We start from the raw sequence: 18,816 nt of genomic DNA, 5'->3' as shown, positions 1-18,816 counted from the left end.
GCAGCCCGGGACGCTCCGCGTCCCTTTCTAGAGCTGGAACGCGGAGCGTCCCTTGAGGCATTCCCACGCAGAGCGTGGGAACGATCGGTCAGGCGGCCAGTTCACGCATCCGCTGTAACACGGCATTCAAGCCATTACTGCGGGATTGGGACAACTGGCGACCCAGCCCCAGCTGATTAAACCAATCCGCCAAATCCACCTGCTGCAACTCAACTGCGGACAACCCGTTGACCCGTGCCAGCAGCAGCGCCACCAACCCACGAATCAAGCGTGCATCGCTGCTGGCGCTGAATTGCCAATGCCCGTCCTGCAACGCACCGACCAGCCACACCTGGCTCTCACAGCCATGCACGCGGTTGGCCTCGACCTTATCCACATCACTCAACGGCGGCAGACGGTCACCCCATTGCATCAGCAGCCGCGCCCGCTGTTCCCAGCTTGCAGCCTGCTGAAAAGTATCCAGCGCGGTGACGGCATCGGCGGGCAAGGTCATCGCAACAACTCCAGGGCCTGATCCAGCGCTTCAAAAAAACGTTCAAGGTCTTCGGAGTCGTTGTACAACGCCAACGACACCCGAATAGCCCCGGCCAGTTCAAAGCTTTTGAGCAACGGCATGGCGCAATGATGACCGGCGCGTACGGCGATTCCCTGTTCGGTCAGCAAATGCGCCAGATCAGCGTTATGCACACCCTCGACGACAAAACTGGCCAGTGCCAGTTGCGGCTTGCCCAGCAACCGGATGCCGTTGCGCGCTTCAAGGCCTTTGAGCAGATAGTCATGCAGCGCCGCTTCGTGGGCGGACACGGCGTCCTGATCCAGCCCGGCCAGATAATCCAGGGTCGCCCCCAGGCCAATCACGCTGGAAATCGGCGGCGTACCGGCCTCGAACCCCAGCGGTGCAGGACGAAAGCGGGCGTCGTGGTAGTTGGCATCCAGCACCATTTCGCCGCCGAACTGCCACGGGCGCAGTTGTTCGAGCGCTTCATGACGACCGAACAGCGCACCCAGGCCATCCGGGCCGTAGAGCTTGTGGCTGGAAAACACATAGAAGTCGCAGCCCAATGCTTGCACGTCATGCCGACCATGGACCACGCCTTGAGCGCCGTCGACCACGGTCAGCGCATGGTGCGCTTTGGCCATCGCCAGTAACGCGGGCAACGGCTGCCAGGCGCCGAGCACGTTGGACAGCTGACTGACCGCCAGCAAACGGGTACGCGGGCCGATCAGGCGAGAGGCAGCTTCAAGGTCAATCAAGCCGTCGGCATCCAGTGGCAGGATCACCAGTTTCAAGTCGCGACGCTGGGCCAGTTGCTGCCACGGCAACAGGTTGGCGTGATGCTCCAGAGCGCTGATGACAATTTCATCGCCCGGATTGAATACGTGTTCCAGGCCATAGGCCAGGAGGTTCAGCGCGGACGTCGCGCCGTGGGTAAAGATGATCTGCCCGCAATCGCCGGCATTGAGCCATTGCGCGACTTTGCTGCGACTGTCTTCGAACGCCTGGGTGGCATGGGCGCCGGGCAAGTGTTGCGCCCGATGCACGTTGGCCGCGCCGTTGGCGTAGTAATGCGCCAGGGCATCCAGCAGGGCTTGAGGTTTTTGCGTGGTGGCGGCGTTGTCCAGATAAGTCTGGTCTTGCCGTTGCAGGGCGGCGATGGCCGGGAAATCGGCGCGCCAGGGAGAGGGAATCATCATGCTATCGGGCCCTGGTGAACATGGGCGGGGTGTACGCCTGACCTGATGGTCGGGTCTACGCCGGACCTGTGTAGGAGCGAAGCTTGCTCGCGAAGGCGTCATTACTGGCGTCAAAAGCTTCGCGGGCAAGCCTCGCTCCTACAAGTTCAGGTAATCGTTTGACGCTCTGCTTAGTTGTGAGCGTGCAGCGCTTCGTTCAGTTCGATGGCCGATTTGTGGGTTTTGCATTCCACGGCACCGGTCTCCGAATTGCGACGGAACAGCAGGTCAGGTTGGCCGGCCAGTTCACGCGCCTTCACGACTTTGACCAGTTTGTTGTTTTCGTCCAGCAGCGCCACTTTAGTACCAGCGGTCACGTACAGGCCCGACTCAACGGTGTTGCGATCGCCCAACGGGATGCCGATACCGGCGTTGGCGCCGATCAGGCAGCCTTCGCCGACCTTGATCACGATGTTGCCGCCACCCGACAGGGTGCCCATGGTCGAGCAGCCGCCGCCCAGGTCCGAACCCTTGCCAACGAAAACGCCCGCCGACACTCGGCCTTCGATCATGCCCGGGCCTTCGGTGCCGGCGTTGAAGTTGACGAAACCTTCGTGCATCACGGTGGTGCCTTCGCCCACGTAAGCGCCCAGGCGAATACGCGCCGCGTCAGCGATACGCACGCCGGCCGGTACCACGTAGTCGGTCATTTTCGGGAACTTGTCCACCGAGAACACTTCCAGCAGCTCGCCGCGCAGACGGGCTTCCAGTTGATGCTCGGCCAGTTCGGCCAGATCGATCGCGCCCTGGCTGGTCCAGGCCACGTTCGGCAGCAACGGGAAGATCCCGGCGAGGTTCAGGCCGTGCGGCTTGACCAGGCGATGGGACAGCAGGTGCAGCTTGAGGTAAGCCTCAGGCGTGGAGCTCAGCTGTGCATCTTCGGCCAGCAGCGTGGCGACCAGCGGCTTGTGGCTCTCGGCCAGACGGGTCAGCAGTGCCGCTTGTGCAGCGTCGACGCTTTTCAGCGCTTCGGCCAGTTGGGACGCCTGAGCGGTGCTGAAGGCGATGGCCTGATTGCCTTCGGTGTAGCCCAGAACCGGCGCAATGGCGGCGACCAGTTCGGCCGACGGGTTGAGCAGTGGCTGCGCGTAAAACACTTCCAGCCATGCGCCTTGACGGTTTTGAGTGCCGACACCAAAGGCCAGGCTGAACAGGGTAGTGGACATGTTGATACCTCTAACAAAATGGAACGGGCTGCCTTACTTGAGCGCTGCCGCGTAGATATCTGGCTTGAAGCCAATCAGGGTTCGGTCACCGAGATCGAGCACCGGGCGCTTGATCATCGAAGGTTGTGCGAGCATCAGTTCGATGGCTTTGCGCTGGTCGAGATCGGCTTTGCGTTCGTCGTCGAGCTTGCGAAAGGTCGTGCCTGCACGGTTCAACACCACTTGCCAGCCGTGCTCGTCGCACCATTGGCTCAGGTGTTCACGGTCGATTCCGACCGTTTTGTAATCATGAAAGTCATAGCTGACAGCGTGTTCATCGAGCCAGGTGCGCGCCTTTTTCATGGTGTCGCAGGCTTTGATGCCGAAAAGGTGCAACGTTTTGCTTGAAGCGGTCAAGGAATTGCCCCCTTTGCAGGTGCTGAAAGTGACGGATTATGCCATGACCGGACGGTTTCGCGTCGGCTGTGGTCGGGTTTGTCTTTTTGTCCTGGCCGTCCGTTGTTCCATGCGACATTGGGGCGACGGTCAGCCTGGAGTCTAGGCGGCTAATATGGCACTTCAATGCTGTCGATTGTGTGCGCTTGAAAGCGCTGCGGACGCAACGCCTGGCCTGGTACGGCCTCAGTCGTCATCACCCGATGGGTGATGACGTACTGCGAGAAGTAGTGGTGAGCTTGATGTAGGCGAGGTCGAACCAGCTGGCTCAGCTCGGTATCGGGTCAGTGTTTCGCGGGTAGATAGAGCTGATGAAACTGATGTCTTTTTCAGACAGTTTCTTGTTCATAGGGTAGTCGGTTCCATCCCATATCAGCTCGGCAGGGAAGTGGTAATGCATGATGGATTGCTTGTCGTAGGGGCTGATCTGCTTGTCCGTAAGCTCCAGTGTTCTAAAGATGTTGCGATAGATAGTGTCTTTTGAGTGCCCGGCATTTTCAAAGGCCTCATACACCTTAGGCGTGTTCCAATCGATGTTTGCCTCAGGGTGTTGATGCTCGTGTTCCAGGCCAAGGGCATGACCGAATTCATGCAACATGGCCACATGCCACGGCATTTCCATGGTCGTGAGATCAATGTGCAGGGTCGGTTCGTCTGCTGGCACTGTCAGCGCGTCGGTACCAATGCATGACCAGTGTCCTGTCAGTTCGGTACTGTCGGAGATCCTGATATCGCCTTTGGTGCCCTCGACGAACCTGATGTTGAGGTTGATGTGGGGTGTCCAATCGCTGATCTCTTCTTTGGCAAACTCTATGAACTCCAGGTTGGAACTTAGAAAGGCGACATCGATAGTTCGACGTTGGGCCCAGAATTTAGAGTGATTGCCAATGCTTCTTTTGGAGCGTCCGCCAGTGCTTCCTGTGTTTGCACGGTCTTCACTGGCTGCGGTTTGATACGAAAGTTGTGGGTCAACGCTGGGAACGCCAGCGCAAATATTAATAAGTGTCATGGGGGCTCTTATGGGGATGTTTTCCATGCTCGAATCAATGGTTGAGCAGAAAAATGGATGGTTAAATATAAATGTTGCAGTAGATCAATGAGTCAAGAGGCGACTGGATAGATCGCACTGATTGCTTTGATGTCGCCGTCGGACAGTTCGGTGTAGTAGCCATATTCGATATCGTTAAAAATGACTTCGCTTGGGAATGGGAAGTGCATGATCGAAGATTTGTCGTAAGGGACGAGTTGCGTGTAGGCACTTCTCTGCTTGGGAAGAATGTATTCCAAGACCTGATCTTGCGAATAGCCGATTTCGCCATAGCCTTTGTAAAGGTTGGGGAGATGCCAGTCAATATTCGCGTCCGGGTGCTGATGCGCGTGCTCCAGACCAAGCGCGTGTCCGAACATATGCAGGATCGTCGGCCCAGGAGCGCTCTCACGTAGTCGACGGTGAATTTGCATCGTCGGCACGTGAGAGGGAATCAGAAGCGCATCGGTGCCTAGGGCGGACCAATGTCCGTTGCGTTCGAGCGCGTCGGGAGTGTCAGTGATTCGAATGACGCCTTCATTTCCCTCGACAAAGCGCAGGGTCAGATTGATGTGCGGGGCCCAGGTCAAAATTGATTCTTTAATAAGTTCTTTGAAACTAGGGAAGTTGCTGGTTATAGAGATATCCAGTGTTCGGTTTTGTGCCCAGAATCGGTTGTGACTTTTGCTCTCTGGATGAGATGTGCTCGTTTCGTTGTCGGGGTTCTCGGTGATCGCGGTGTCTCGGGAATGCTGTGCGTAAACACTCAAGATTCCTGTGCATGTCTGGATGATTTGCATAGTTTGTTACTCTGCTTAAGAAGTTTTAATGGCTGCGCCGACTTCCTGTTTTTCTTGGTCTGGAAAATAAGTGCGGCGTTTTTTAATGCTAGCGACGGGTGAGGTGTTGGTAAATGCAGTGAGTGTATGCTGTTGTAACGGTGGTGGTTGTTTTGGCGAGGGTAAGTTAAATATCGAGCGTTGGTCGGATGGTAGAGTTGATGTTTGCGAATGAGAGATTCAGGGAGGCGTTAAAAGACGCTTCATTAGTGCGGGTGTATGGAAATAGAAAGTTTTAACTTTTTGTTATGAGTCACCCGCACTGCATTGCACAGCGCGGGCGGGACGGGAATACTTACTTGCGTCGGGTAATGAACGCGCGAATGCGTTCGGCGGCTTCTACACATTCAGCCAGCGGCGCTACCAGCGCCATGCGCACGCGCCCGGCGCCCGGGTTGATGCCATCGACTTCGCGGGACAGGTAGGAGCCCGGCACCACGGTCACATGTTCCTCGGCAAACAGATCCCGGCAGAACGCCGCATCATCGCCATTCACACTTGGCCACAGGTAGAAACCACCGTCCGGGCGCTGTACATCCATCACCGGGCTGAGAATCTCCAGCACCGCATCGTATTTCTCGCGATACAGCGCGCGATTGGCCCGTACATGCACTTCATCATTCCAAGCGGCAACGCTGGCCAGTTGGGTCTGAACCGGCATCGCGCAGCCGTGATAGGTGCGGTACAGCAGGAAGCCCTTGAGAATGTCGGCGTCACCGGCGACAAACCCCGAGCGCAAGCCTGGCAGGTTGGAGCGCTTGGACAGGCTGTGGAAAACCACGCAGCGTTTGAAGTCCTTGCGGCCCAGCTCCACGCAGGCGCTGAGCAGGCCGGCTGGTGGGGTTTGTTCGTCGAAGTACAGTTCGCTGTAGCATTCGTCCGCGGCGATCACGAAGTCGTATTCGTCGGCCAGGGCGATCAGTTTTTTCAGGGTGTCGACCGGGATCAGGGCGCCGGTCGGGTTGCCCGGCGAGCACAGGAACAGGATCTGGCAGCGCTTCCAGATGTCCGGCGAAACAGCGTCGAAATCCGGGTTGAAGCCGTTTTCATCCAGGCACGGGAGGTAGTGCGGCTTGGCTCCGGCAAGGAACGCCGCGCCTTCGTAGATCTGATAGAACGGATTCGGGCTGACCACCAGCGCGTCTTCGCCACGGTTGACTACGGTCTGGGTGAACGCGAACAGCGCTTCGCGGGTGCCATTGACCGGCAGCACGTTGCGCGCCGGGTCGAGCCAGCCGTTCGGGACGCTGAAGCGGCGTTCGCACCAGGCGGCGATGGCTTCACGCAAGGCCGGGATGCCGAGGGTGGTCGGGTACACGGCCATCTGATCCAGATTGCTCGCCAGCGCTTCGGCGACGAAGCTAGGCGAACGGTGCTTCGGTTCGCCGATGGATAACGCAATGGCGCGTTTATCCGGGTTTGGCGTGACGCTGCCGAGCAGGGCGCGGAGCTTTTCGAACGGGTAGGGCTGCAACTGGTTCAGAGCGTTGTTCATGGGGGCCTCGTTCAATGTGGGAGGGCTAATGTGGTGCAGGGGGCTTTTGGTGGTGAGGAGGCTTGCCCCCTCACCACCACAAGCCCCCTGTCCACAGGAAGTCCATGCCCACAGGGGGAAAGTTATTATTCAGATGCTGATGCGCGAAAGTTTGATATCGGGTTCCTGGCTGACGCTCAGCTGTTCGACGATTGCATCCTGCAACCGGCTGCACAGCAACGGGTCGGATAGCGGCTGATTGTTCGCATCGGTGATGAAAAACACGTCTTCCACGCGCTCGCCCAGAGTAGCGATCTTGGCGTTCTGCAGCGACAGATCGAACTCGAGGAAGATCGTGCCGATCCGCGCCAGCAGCCCAGGGCGGTCAGGCGCGCTAAGTTCCAGCACGGTCACCGGACGCTGAGCGTCGTTGTGGATCGTCACCTGTGGAGCAAACGCGAAATGCTTGAGCTGGCGCGGCACCCGACGCTGAATGATGGTCGGGTAATTGTCTGGGTTGCGCAGGGCTTCGGTCAGGCCTTCGCGGATCTGCTTGACCCGTGCCGGGTTGTCGCCGATCGAGTCGCCATCGGTGTCGAGCACGATATAGGTGTCGAGAGTGAACTGGCTGCTCGAGGTGATGACCCGGGCGTCGTGAATGTTCAGATTGAGCTGATCCATCGCCGCCACGGTCACGGCGAAAAAGTCGTGCTGGTCCGGTGCATAAATGAAGATCTGCGTACCGCCCTCGAACTCACGCTGGGTGGTTTCCTTGATCAGCACCAGCGGGCCGCCGTCGGCCGGCTGCTGCAAAATCGCATCAGTGTGCCAGGCCACGTCGCCGGCGGTGTGGCGCAGGAAATAGTCATCGCCCAATTGCGCCCAGAGCTGCTCGACATCGTCCGGATCGTTGCCGCCGCGTACGAGAATGTCCAGCGCCGCGCTCTGGGTCTGGCGGATCTGCTCTTCGCGATCCACCGGGTTTTCCAGACCACGACGCAAGGCGCGCTTGGTCTCGGTGTAGAGCTGGCGCAACAGGCTCGCGCGCCAGGAGTTCCACAGCGTCGGGTTGGTTGCGTTGATGTCGGCAACGGTCAGCACGTACAGATAATCGAGGCGGGTTTCATCGCCTACGGTCTGCGCGAAATCGTGGATCACGTGCGGGTCGGACAGGTCCTTGCGCTGGGCCGTGGTCGACATCACCAAATGGTTCTGTACCAGCCATACGATCAGGCGGCTGTCCCAGATCGGCAATTGGTGGCGCTGGCAAAAGGCTTCGGCATCCACGGCGCCGATTTCCGAGTGATCGCCATGCCGGCCCTTGCCGATGTCGTGATAAAGACCGGCCAGGTAAATCAGTTCGGGTTTGGGCAGTTTGGCCATGAGCTTGCTGGCCAGCGGGAATTTTTCCGACACCTGGGTGTACTGCAGCTTACGCAAGTGCTTGATCAGGTTCAGGGTATGCGCGTCGACCGTATAGATGTGAAACAGGTCATGCTGCATCTGCCCGACAATGAAACCGAACTCCGGCAGATAGCGCCCAAGAATGCCGTAACGGTTCATCCGCCGCAAATTGCGGTGGATGCCGATCTTGCACTTGAACAGCTCGATGAACAGGCTGGTGTTACGAATATCGTTGCGGAAGTCGTCATCAATCAGATGACGATTCTCGCGCAGCAGGCGGATGGTATCGGCGCGTACGCCTTTGATCTCCGGTTGCTGGGCCATCAGCACAAAAATCTCGAGCATGGCGAATGGCGTACGGCGGAACACATTGTCGCTACGTGCCTCGATGTAGCCGTCATGCAGCTGGAACCGTGAATTGATCGGCTGCGGTGGTGCTTCGTCTTCGGGCGCCAGGATCACTTCTTCAAAGTGCTGGATGATCAGGTCGCTGAGCTGGGCAATGCTCATGACCACCCGGTAGTACTGCTGCATGAAGTTTTCGATGGCTTGCTTGGCATCGTTGCCTGCGAAACCCAGCAGCCCGGCAATCGAGCGCTGGTGATCGAACAGCAGGCGGTCTTCGGAACGGCCGGCGAGCATGTGCAGGGCGTAACGTACCTTCCACAGAAACTCCTGGGAGGAGGCCAGCAGGGCGTTTTCGCTCTCCACCAGGAAACCTTCGCCCGCCAGGGCCCGCAGGTTCAGGGTGCCGTATTCGCGACGGGCCACCCAGAGAATCGTCTGAATATCCCGAAGGCCACCGGGCGAGCCTTTGACGTTGGGTTCCAGGTTGTATTCAGTGTCGTTGTATTTGTGGTGACGGGCCTTTTGCTCGGCGCGCTTGGCCAGGAAGAACTCCTTGCTCGGCCACATGTGCGCGGTGCTGGTGACATCCAGCATGCGCTGGCGCAGCCGCTCGGGGCCGCAAATGGTGCGGCTTTCCATCAGATTGGTGACGACCGTCAGGTCGGCACGGGCCTCGACGGCGCATTCGTCCACCGAACGAACGCTCTGGCCGACTTCCAGGCCGATGTCCCACAGCAACGTCAGAAAACGTTCGATGGAATCCCGAAAAATTTCGTGATCGGCGCTGTCCAGCAAAATCAGCAGATCGATGTCGGAATAGGGATGTAACTCGCCGCGACCGTAGCCGCCGACCGCCACCAGGGCGATATCGGCGTCTTCGCTCCAGTTAAACTGTTCCCAGGCTTGTTGCAGGATGTTGTCGATAAACCAGGCGCGATCCTCGATCAGCCGGCGAATATCCCGGCCACTGCGGAACCGCTCGTCGAGCACCTCGCGGGCCTGACGGATCGCCTTCTTGAAAGCAGCAATAGGGCTTGCCTTCAGGGCCAGTTCAGCCTGGAACTGGCCGCGGTCGAAGAGTTCGGGATCCACCTGCGGCATCGATTGGCTTTCCTTTCTATAAGGCTGGGAACGGAGCGAGCGGGATCAGGCCGAAACGCGCGCGATGGTATCGTCGCTGCGCAGGGTGAAGATCTCGTAACCGGTTTCGGTCACCAGCAGGGTGTGTTCCCATTGTGCCGACAGCTTGCGGTCCTTGGTGATGGCGGTCCAGCCGTCGCCCAACACCTTGGTGTCGGCCTTGCCCTGGTTGATCATCGGCTCGATGGTGAAGGTCATGCCGGCTTTCAGTTCCATGCCGGTGCCGGCACGGCCGTAGTGCAGAATCTGCGGTTCTTCGTGGAACACCTTGCCGATGCCATGACCGCAAAACTCGCGAACCACCGAGAAACCGTTCTTTTCCGCGTGCTTCTGGATCACTTCACCGATATCGCCCAGGCGGCAGCCGGGTTTGACCAGTTCGATGGCCTTGTACATGCATTCCTGAGTCACCTGGGACAGACGCTCGGCCCAGACCGGAACGGAACCGACGTGGAACATGCGGCTGGTGTCGCCGTGGTAACCGTCCTTGATCACGGTGACGTCGATGTTCAGCGTGTCGCCGTCCTTCAACGGTTTCTCGTTGGGGATGCCGTGGCAGACCACGTGGTTGATCGAGGTGCAGATCGACTTCGGGAAGCCCTTGTAGTTGAGCGGGGCAGGGATGGCTTTCTGCTCATTGACGATATAGTCGTGGCAGATGCGGTCCAGCTCTTCGGTGGTGACACCCGGCTTGACATAATCGGCAATCATTTCCAGCACATCGGCGGCCAATTTGCCGGCGATCCGCATTTTTGCGATGTCCTCTGGGGTTTTGAGGGTGACGGTCATACAGGCTCTCTCTGCGCTCAATGGCGCCTTCTAAAACGAAATGGGCATTGCGCGAACAATCATCGCGGCCCTGAAAAACGCGATTCTACCAGACGATCAGCGCAAATCTGAGCCTCTGTGCATCGCTTCACTCTATAGGATGGCGCATTCTGGGGGGATTCCAAGGCGGGGCCAAAAGCATTCCCCAGGTTTTCAGAATTCGGGTTCCGTTTTTTTCTGCCTTATGGTATAAAATGCGCCGCTTTCCGGGGATACCCTGAAAAGCTTAAATCCACACACGTGTCGACACGATGACCTGGGTGCCTTCAGCTGATGCTGCTGGTTGGTCATTGGGATACGTGGAGGCCAAACCCGACTTATTAAGGAACTATCATGTCCCAAGTCAACATGCGCGATATGCTGAAGGCCGGTGTGCACTTCGGTCACCAGACCCGTTACTGGAACCCGAAAATGGGTAAATACATTTTCGGCGCGCGTAACAAGATCCACATTATCAACCTTGAAAAAACCCTGCCAATGTTCAACGAAGCTCTGACTTTCGTAGAGCGTCTGGCCCAGGGCAAAAACAAGATTCTGTTCGTCGGCACCAAGCGTTCCGCTGGCAAGATCGTTGCTGAAGAAGCAGCACGTTGCGGTTCGCCGTACGTCGATCACCGCTGGTTGGGCGGCATGCTGACCAACTTCAAAACCATCCGTGCTTCCATCAAGCGTCTGCGTGACCTTGAAGTGCAAGCCGAAGACGGTACTTTCGCCAAGCTGACCAAGAAAGAAGCGCTGATGCGCACTCGCGATCTTGAGAAGCTGGATCGTTCCCTGGGTGGTATCAAGGACATGGGCGGTCTGCCAGACGCTCTGTTCGTTATCGACGTTGATCACGAGCGCATCGCGATCACCGAAGCCAACAAGCTGGGCATCCCGGTTATCGGCGTAGTCGATACCAACAGCAGCCCGGAAGGCGTTGACTACATCATCCCAGGCAACGATGACGCAATCCGCGCTATCCAGCTGTACATGGGTTCGATGGCTGACGCTGTTATCCGCGGTCGCAACCACGTTGCTGGCGGCACCGAGCAGTTCGTTGAAGAAGCTCCGGCAGCTGCAGCTGAGTAACTGACGCCCTGGCGTTGACTCAGTAAGCAAAAAGGGGGCTTGGCCCCCTTTTTGCCACCTCGAAAACCATTTGTCGGCAGCGCAGCTACAGCATCTGTAACGTGCAGCGGCTAACAAGGGTGGTTCGGGAAGAATTGAACGCCCGTTCGATCGGGTGGAATGGTTGAAAACCTATCCAAGAGGAATTTGAAAATGGCAGAGATTACTGCAGCGTTGGTCAAAGAACTGCGCGAGCGTACCGGCGAAGGCATGATGGATTGCAAAAAGGCCTTGACCAAGGCTGGCGGCGACATCGAAAAAGCCATTGATGACATGCGTGCTTCGGGCGCCATCAAGGCTGCCAAGAAAGCTGGCAACGTGGCTGCTGAAGGCGCGATCGCTCTGAAGGAAGACGGCAAATCCGCCGTTCTGCTGGAAGTGAACTCGCAGACCGACTTCCTGGCTCTGCAGGACGACTTCAAGGCATTTGTTGCTGCAAGCGTTGAAAAAGCGTTCGCTGACAAACTGACTGACGTTGCTCCGCTGATCGAAGCTCAAGAAGCCGATCGCCTGATTCTGGTCGGCAAGGTTGGCGAAAACGTCAACATCCGTCGTCTGGTGCGCGTTGAAGGTGACGTTGTTGGTGGTTACCTGCACGGCAACAAGATCGGTGTTGCAGTCGTTCTCAAGGGCGGCACCGTTGAGCTGGCCAAAGACATCGCTATGCACGTAGCGGCCACCAACCCTGAATTCCTGCTGCCATCGGAAGTTTCCGCTGAAGCAGTTGAGCGTGAGAAAGGCGTGTTCCTGACTCTCAACGCTGACAAGATCGCCGGCAAGCCGGAAAACATCGTTGAAAACATGGTCAAAGGCCGTATCAGCAAGTTCTTGGCCGAAGCCAGCCTGGTTGAGCAGGCGTTCGTCAAGAACCCTGAAATCAAGGTCGGCGAGCTGGCCAAGAAAGCCGGTGCCGAAATCGTTTCCTTCACCTACTTCAAAGTAGGCGAAGGCATCGAGAAGCCGGTCGACAACTTCGCTGAAGAAGTTGCTGCCCAGCTGGCTGCTGCCAAGCAATAAGACGGTTTTTTAACTGTCGCCCTGAAGAGGCTGCCCGCTCACGCGCGCAGCCTCTTTTCAGATGGGGATGCCAATTTATTTGGCTTCTCGTCGGAACTGGCTTACAAAGCCGTGTTCCGATGGCGCTGTGATAGCGTCAAGCTAGAGTGAACGCAGGCTGCAAACAGCCCGCAAAGAATTTTTAAAATACGCCGCAGGAGAGATTCGCAATGGCTCAGCAGGGCAGTGGTTATCAGGCTCGCTATAAACGCATTCTACTCAAGCTTAGCGGCGAGGCCCTGATGGGCTCGGAAGAGTTCGGGATCGATCCGAAAGTTCTGGATCGCATGGCGCTGGAAGTTGGCCAACTGGTCGGCATCGGTGTTCAGGTCGGTCTGGTGATCGGTGGCGGCAACCTGTTCCGCGGCGCGGCGCTCAGCGCGGCGGGCATGGATCGGGTGACTGGCGACCACATGGGCATGCTGGCCACTGTGATGAACGCCCTGGCCATGCGCGATGCGCTGGAACGTGCCAATATCTCGGCCATCGTGATGTCGGCCATTTCCATGGTTGGCGTGACCGATCACTACGATCGCCGCAAAGCCATGCGCCACCTGAACGCCAAGGAAGTCGTGATTTTTGCGGCCGGTACTGGTAATCCGTTCTTCACCACGGATTCGGCAGCCTGCTTGCGTGCAATCGAAATCGACGCTGACGTCGTGCTCAAGGCAACCAAGGTCGATGGCGTTTACACAGCTGATCCATTCAAAGACCCGCATGCCGAGAAGTTCGATCATCTGACCTACGATGAAGTACTGGATCGCAAGCTGGGTGTGATGGATCTGACGGCCATTTGCCTGTGCCGCGACCACAAGATGCCATTGCGCGTATTTAACATGAACAAGCCCGGCGCCCTGCTGAACATCGTACATGGCGGCGCTGAAGGGACCCTGATCGAGGAAGGCCAACAATGATCAACGAAATCAAGAAAGACGCTCAAGAGCGTATGAAAAAATCCGTGGAATCGCTGGCGCACAATTTCGGGCGTATTCGTACAGGCCAGGCGCACCCGAGCATTTTGGAAGGTGTGATGGTTCCGTACTACGGCTCCGACACTCCGATCAAGCAAGTGGCGAACATCACTGTTAAAGACGCCCGTACCCTGCAAGTGGTTGCCTTTGAGCGCAACATGCTGGGTGCCGTCGACAAAGCCATCGGCAGCGCTGGTCTGAACCTCAACCCGACCAACCTCGGTGAGTTGCTGCTGATCTCCATGCCGGCCCTGACCGAAGAAACCCGCAAGGGCTTCACCAAGCAGGCTCGCGATGTCGCTGAAGATGCCCGTGTTGCGGTGCGCAACATCCGTCGTGACGCGAACAGTCAGCTCAAGGATCTGGTCAAGGAAAAGGAAATCAGCGAAGACGAAGAGCGTCGTGCTACTGGCGAGATTGATGATCTGACCAAAAAGTACGTGGCTGAAATCGACGCGAATTTGGCGCAGAAAGAAAAAGACCTGATGGCCGTATAAGGGTCACGTTTTAATGGATAAGACAAAGCAGACTGCGCCGTCCGCGGTGCCGCGCCATGTCGCGATCATCATGGATGGTAATAATCGCTGGGCGAAAAAACGCTTTATGCCCGGTGTCGCCGGCCATAAAGCGGGCGTGGATGCGGTGCGTGCGGTGATCGAAGTGTGTGCCGAGGCCGGGGTCGAAGTATTGACCCTGTTCGCGTTCTCCAGTGAGAACTGGCAGCGCCCGGCCGATGAAGTCAGTGCCTTGATGGATCTGTTCTTCAAGGCGTTGCGTCGCGAGGCCAAGCGCCTCAACGACAACAACATCAGTTTGCGCATCATTGGCGATCGTTCACGTTTTCACCCGGAGCTTCAGGCCGCCATGCGCGAAGCCGAGGCGATGACTGTCGGTGCTAACCGCTTTGTCCTGCAGATCGCTGCCAACTACGGCGGTCAGTGGGATATCGCGCAAGCCGCGCAGCGTCTGGCTCGAGAAGTTCAGGCCGGGCATCTGCGACCGGAGGACATTACCCCCGAGCTGTTGCAAACCTGTCTGGCGACCGGTGATCTGCCGTTGCCGGACTTGTGCATCCGTACCGGTGGCGAGCATCGCATCAGCAACTTCCTGCTGTGGCAACTGGCTTATGCCGAGTTGTATTTCTCCGACCTGTTCTGGCCGGACTTCAAACACGACGCCATGCGCAATGCGCTAGCCGATTTCGCTTCTCGCCAGCGTCGCTTCGGTAAAACGAGCGAGCAGGTCGAGGCTGGAGCCCGGGTTTAATGCTTAAACAACGAATCATCACGGCGCTGATCTTGCTGCCGATTGCCCTGTGCGGGTTTTTCCTGCTCGAAGGGTCCGGTTTTGCGCTGTTCATCGGGCTGGTGGTGACGCTCGGGGCGTGGGAGTGGGCGCGCCTGGCAGGTTTCGCGGCTCAGTCGATTCGCGTTGCCTATGCGGCTGCGGTCGCGTTGGCGCTGTTTGTCATGCATATCGTGCCGGGGCTCGCGCCTTGGGTGTTGGGCGCTGCAGTGCTCTGGTGGGGCGTGGCCACGTACCTGGTATTGACCTATCCGCAGTCCAGCGAACATTGGGCCAGTGCTGCCTGCAAACTGGTGATCGGTTTGTTGATTTTGTTACCGGCCTGGCAAGGTCTGGTTTTGATCAAGCAGGAGTCCTTGGGCAACTGGCTGATCATGGCGGTGATGGTTCTGGTCTGGGGAGCTGATATCGGTGCGTACTTTTCCGGTCGGGCCTTCGGCAAGCGCAAGCTGGCGCCGCAGGTCAGCCCTGGCAAGAGTTGGGAAGGCGTGTACGGCGGCTTGCTGCTGAGTCTGGTGATCACGGCAATCGTCGGCTTTGTGCGGGACTGGAGTTACGCTCAGATGTTGATGGGGCTGTTCGGTGCCGCAATTATCGTATTCATTTCAGTGGTCGGCGATCTCACCGAAAGCATGTTCAAGCGCCAGTCGGGGATCAAGGACAGCAGTAATCTGCTGCCCGGTCACGGCGGCGTGCTGGACCGCATCGATAGCCTGACGGCGGCGATTCCGGTATTCGCCGTGCTGCTGTGGATGGCGGCACCGTGAGCCGCCCACAACTGATTACCGTGCTGGGAGCGACCGGTTCGATTGGTCTGAGCACCCTCGACGTCATTGCCCGTCATCCCGAGCGTTATCAGGTTTTCGCCTTGAGCGGTTTTACTCGCTTGAGTGAATTGCTGGCGTTGTGCGTGCGTCATTCGCCGCGCTTCGCGGTCGTGCCGGAATCTGGCGTTGCCCGGGGCTTGCAGGACGATTTGCACGCGGCCGGTCTGTCGACCCGCGTTCTGGTGGGGGAAGAGGGCCTGTGCCAGGTCGCTTCCGATCCGGAAGTCGATGCGGTGATGGCGGCTATTGTCGGTGCAGCGGGCTTGCGTCCGACCCTGGCGGCGGTCGAGGCCGGCAAGAAGATTCTTCTGGCCAATAAAGAAGCGCTGGTAATGTCCGGTGCGTTGTTCATGCAGGCCGTGCGCAAAAGCGGTTCGGTGCTGCTGCCGATCGACAGCGAGCACAATGCGATTTTCCAGTGCATGCCACAGGATTTCGCCCGTGGACTTGGCGCGGTCGGTGTGCGGCGGATTTTGCTGACAGCCTCTGGCGGCCCATTCCGGCAGACACCCATGGCCGAACTGGCGCATGTTACTCCCGAGCAAGCGTGTGCCCACCCGAATTGGTCCATGGGGCGCAAGATTTCGGTGGATTCGGCCAGCATGATGAACAAAGGGCTCGAGCTGATCGAGGCTTGCTGGCTGTTCGACGCCACGCCTTCCCAGGTCGAAGTAGTGATTCACCCGCAGAGCGTGATTCATTCGTTGGTCGACTACATCGATGGTTCGGTATTGGCGCAGTTGGGCAATCCTGACATGCGCACGCCGATTGCCAATGCCCTGGCCTGGCCGGAGCGGATTGACTCGGGGGTTGCGCCGCTGGACCTGTTTGCCATTGCTCGCCTGGATTTCCAGGCGCCCGATGAAGAGCGTTTCCCTTGCCTGCGCCTTGCGCGTCAAGCCGCCGAGGCTGGCAATAGCGCGCCGGCTATGCTCAATGCCGCGAATGAGGTGGCTGTGGCGGCCTTTCTCGACGGACGGGTTCGCTACCTGGAAATCGCGAGTATTATCGAGGAAGTGTTGAACCTCGAGCCTGTGGTTGCGGTAGATGATCTCGAGGCAGTGTTTACGGCTGATGCGAAAGCACGGGTACTGGCCGGGCAATGGTTGAGCCGTCACGGGCGATAAGTGCTGCAATACGTTGCCCCATGCAGCACTGATAGGATTGCGGAGAAAGTACATGAGCGCGCTCTATATGATTGTCGGCACCCTGGTAGCGCTGGGTGTGCTGGTCACCTTCCACGAGTTCGGCCATTTCTGGGTCGCGCGTCGCTGTGGGGTCAAAGTGCTGCGTTTCTCCGTGGGCTTCGGCATGCCGCTGCTGCGCTGGCACGACAGTAAGGGCACTGAATTCGTGATCGCCGCCATTCCGTTGGGTGGCTACGTGAAGATGCTCGACGAGCGTGAAGGCGAGGTCCCGGCCGATCAGGTCAATCAATCCTTCAATCGCAAATCTGTCCGTCAGCGCATCGCCATCGTCGCGGCCGGCCCGATCGCCAACTTTCTATTGGCAATGGTGTTTTTCTGGGCATTGGCAATGCTGGGCAGCGAGCAGGTGCGGCCGGTTATCGGTGCGGTCGAGTCCGGCAGCATTGCCTCCAAGGCAGGTTTGAGCCCGGGCCAGGAAATCATGGCCATCGATGGCGAGCCAACCTCCGGCTGGGCTGCGGTGAACCTGCAACTGATCCGTCGCCTGGGTGAGAGCGGTTCCCTTCAATTGCTGGTCCGCGAACAGGGCTCCACGGTGGACTCACCCCGTGAGCTGGTGCTGGACAAGTGGCTCAAGGGTGCCGAGGAGCCCGATCCGATTCGCTCGTTGGGTATTCGTCCATGGCGTCCGGCGTTGCCTCCAGTCCTGGCCGAATTTGATCCGAAAGGGCCGGCGAAGGCTGCGGGCCTTAAGTCGGGTGACCGCTTGTTGGCTCTTGATGGCAAGGCGCTGGACGACTGGCAGCAAGTAGTCGACATCGTCCGTATGCATCCAGATACCAAAATCATGCTGCGCGTCGAGCGCGATGGAGCTCAAATCGACGTCCCTGTGACGTTGGCCGCTCGCGGCGAGAGCAAGTCACCCAGTGGTTATCTGGGCGCCGGGGTGAAAGCGGTCGATTGGCCACCAGAGATGATTCGCGAAGTCAGTTACGGTCCGGTGGCTGCGATTGGCGAGGGTGCCCGACGCACCTGGACCATGAGCGTACTGACCCTCGACTCGCTCAAGAAAATGTTGTTCGGCGAGCTCTCGGTAAAAAACTTGAGTGGACCGATAACCATTGCTAAAGTGGCGGGCGCTTCTGCCCAGTCGGGTGTCGCTGATTTCCTGAATTTCCTTGCTTATCTGAGTATTAGCTTGGGGGTTCTGAATTTGTTGCCCATTCCTGTACTGGATGGGGGACATTTGTTGTTTTATCTGATCGAGTGGGCGCGTGGTCGTCCCTTGTCGGATCGGGTGCAAGGTTGGGGGATACAGATCGGTATCAGTTTGGTGGTCGGGGTGATGTTACTTGCTCTGGTCAATGATCTGGGTCGACTGTAACGCTTCGCTGAATTGCGAATCTGCCGCATTTTGCGGCAGTTTTTATTGCCAGTTGGAATAAGAAAGGACTTCATGAAACGTCTGCTGCTAACTGCGGTTCTCACCGTATTGATGATCGCCGAAGTTCACGCCGAGTCCTTCACTATCTCTGATATTCGCGTCAATGGCCTCCAGCGGGTCTCCGCGGGTAGCGTCTTTGGTGCTTTGCCGTTGAACGTCGGCGAACAGGCGGATGATCGTCGCCTGGTGGAATCCACTCGTGCGTTGTTCAAAACCGGGTTCTTTCAGGATATCCAGCTGGGTCGCGATGGCAACGTCCTCGTCATCACTGTAGTCGAGCGTCCGTCGGTCGCCAGTATCGAGATCGAAGGTAACAAGGCGATCTCCACTGAAGACCTGATGAAGGGCCTCAAACAATCCGGTCTGGCCGAAGGCGAGATCTTCCAGCGCGCCACCCTCGAAGGTGTGCGTAACGAGCTGCAGCGTCAATACGTCGCTCAGGGCCGTTACTCGGCCACCGTCGATACCGAAGTGGTGCCGCAACCGCGCAACCGCGTGGGCCTGAAGGTCAACATCAACGAAGGCACCGTTGCAGCTATCCAGCACATCAACGTGGTGGG

General features: G+C 58.1%; 18 protein-coding genes. 9 read left to right on the top strand and 9 right to left on the bottom strand.

Translation table 11 applies throughout. The features are described 5' to 3' along the window. Positions 1–88: 88 nt before the first annotated feature. From PMI18_RS00025 to map, 9 genes are all read right to left on the bottom strand, one after another. The gene (locus PMI18_RS00025) at positions 89–493 is read right to left on the bottom strand and encodes a SufE family protein (protein WP_007908007.1); all 405 of its coding nucleotides are present in this window, start codon (positions 491–493) and stop codon (positions 89–91) included. Further along, positions 490–1,695 carry an aminotransferase class V-fold PLP-dependent enzyme gene (locus PMI18_RS00030; RefSeq protein ID WP_007908006.1) on the bottom strand — a complete coding sequence of 402 codons (1,206 nt, stop codon included), beginning with the start codon at positions 1,693–1,695 and terminating at the stop codon, positions 490–492. Before PMI18_RS00030 ends, PMI18_RS00025 begins: the two co-directional genes overlap by 4 nt. A 170-nt stretch (positions 1,696–1,865) precedes the next feature. Further along, on the bottom strand, positions 1,866–2,900 hold the full coding sequence (dapD, locus tag PMI18_RS00035) for a 2,3,4,5-tetrahydropyridine-2,6-dicarboxylate N-succinyltransferase (protein ID WP_007908005.1): 1,035 nt from the start codon (positions 2,898–2,900) through the stop codon (positions 1,866–1,868). A 33-nt stretch (positions 2,901–2,933) separates the two neighbouring features. Then, positions 2,934–3,296 carry an ArsC family reductase gene (locus tag PMI18_RS00040; protein WP_007907995.1) on the bottom strand — a complete coding sequence of 121 codons (363 nt, stop codon included), beginning with the start codon at positions 3,294–3,296 and terminating at the stop codon, positions 2,934–2,936. Between the two features lie 307 nt (positions 3,297–3,603). Continuing rightward, a complete protein-coding gene (locus PMI18_RS00045; protein WP_007907994.1) occupies positions 3,604–4,344 on the bottom strand; it encodes a M12 family metallopeptidase in 741 nt (246 codons plus the stop codon). Between the two features lie 92 nt (positions 4,345–4,436). Then, positions 4,437–5,162, bottom strand: coding sequence for a hypothetical protein (locus PMI18_RS00050; protein WP_007907993.1), 726 nt, complete (start codon positions 5,160–5,162; stop codon positions 4,437–4,439). A 334-nt stretch (positions 5,163–5,496) separates the two neighbouring features. After that, positions 5,497–6,696 (bottom strand): succinyldiaminopimelate transaminase, encoded by a 1,200-nt coding sequence (gene dapC, locus PMI18_RS00055; protein WP_007907992.1) that lies wholly within the window; start codon positions 6,694–6,696, stop codon positions 5,497–5,499. Positions 6,697–6,825: 129 nt separating this feature from the next. Further along, positions 6,826–9,528 carry a [protein-PII] uridylyltransferase gene (locus tag PMI18_RS00060; RefSeq protein WP_007907991.1) on the bottom strand — a complete coding sequence of 901 codons (2,703 nt, stop codon included), beginning with the start codon at positions 9,526–9,528 and terminating at the stop codon, positions 6,826–6,828. A gap of 45 nt (positions 9,529–9,573) precedes the next feature. Then, entirely contained in the window at positions 9,574–10,356 is a 783-nt protein-coding gene (gene map / locus PMI18_RS00065) for a type I methionyl aminopeptidase (protein WP_007907990.1), read from the bottom strand. Positions 10,357–10,728: 372 nt separating this feature from the next. On the opposite strand from map, the gene rpsB reads away from it, so the two are divergent. The 9 genes from rpsB to PMI18_RS00110 all read left to right on the top strand — a co-directional run. Continuing rightward, positions 10,729–11,466 (top strand): 30S ribosomal protein S2, encoded by a 738-nt coding sequence (rpsB, locus tag PMI18_RS00070; protein WP_007907989.1) that lies wholly within the window; start codon positions 10,729–10,731, stop codon positions 11,464–11,466. 192 nt (positions 11,467–11,658) lie between these two features. Further along, positions 11,659–12,522, top strand: a complete 864-nt coding sequence (tsf, locus tag PMI18_RS00075) for a translation elongation factor Ts (RefSeq protein WP_007907988.1) — start codon at positions 11,659–11,661, stop codon at positions 12,520–12,522. Between the two features lie 209 nt (positions 12,523–12,731). Next, positions 12,732–13,475, top strand: a complete 744-nt coding sequence (pyrH, locus tag PMI18_RS00080; protein WP_003172271.1) for a UMP kinase — start codon at positions 12,732–12,734, stop codon at positions 13,473–13,475. After that, complete coding sequence (gene frr, locus PMI18_RS00085) at positions 13,472–14,029, top strand: ribosome recycling factor (protein WP_007907979.1); 558 nt, start codon at positions 13,472–13,474, stop codon at positions 14,027–14,029. Before pyrH ends, frr begins: the two co-directional genes overlap by 4 nt. 13 nt (positions 14,030–14,042) lie before the next feature. Then, on the top strand, positions 14,043–14,798 hold the full coding sequence (gene uppS / locus PMI18_RS00090) for a polyprenyl diphosphate synthase (protein ID WP_007907977.1): 756 nt from the start codon (positions 14,043–14,045) through the stop codon (positions 14,796–14,798). Further along, entirely contained in the window at positions 14,798–15,604 is an 807-nt protein-coding gene (locus PMI18_RS00095; protein WP_007907968.1) for a phosphatidate cytidylyltransferase, read from the top strand. Before uppS ends, PMI18_RS00095 begins: the two co-directional genes overlap by 1 nt. Continuing rightward, positions 15,601–16,791 carry a 1-deoxy-D-xylulose-5-phosphate reductoisomerase gene (ispC, locus tag PMI18_RS00100; RefSeq protein WP_007907967.1) on the top strand — a complete coding sequence of 397 codons (1,191 nt, stop codon included), beginning with the start codon at positions 15,601–15,603 and terminating at the stop codon, positions 16,789–16,791. Before PMI18_RS00095 ends, ispC begins: the two co-directional genes overlap by 4 nt. A gap of 52 nt (positions 16,792–16,843) precedes the next feature. Further along, a complete protein-coding gene (rseP, locus tag PMI18_RS00105) occupies positions 16,844–18,196 on the top strand; it encodes a sigma E protease regulator RseP (protein WP_007907966.1) in 1,353 nt (450 codons plus the stop codon). A gap of 72 nt (positions 18,197–18,268) precedes the next feature. Next, positions 18,269–18,816: POTRA domain-containing protein (locus PMI18_RS00110; RefSeq protein WP_007907964.1), on the top strand; the 548-nt coding region annotated here is incomplete at its 3' end.

Source organism: Pseudomonas sp. GM102, from assembly GCF_000282555.1.
In the GTDB taxonomy this organism is placed as follows: Bacteria; Pseudomonadota; Gammaproteobacteria; order Pseudomonadales; family Pseudomonadaceae; genus Aquipseudomonas.
This window is presented reverse-complemented; position numbering and strand designations above follow the sequence as displayed.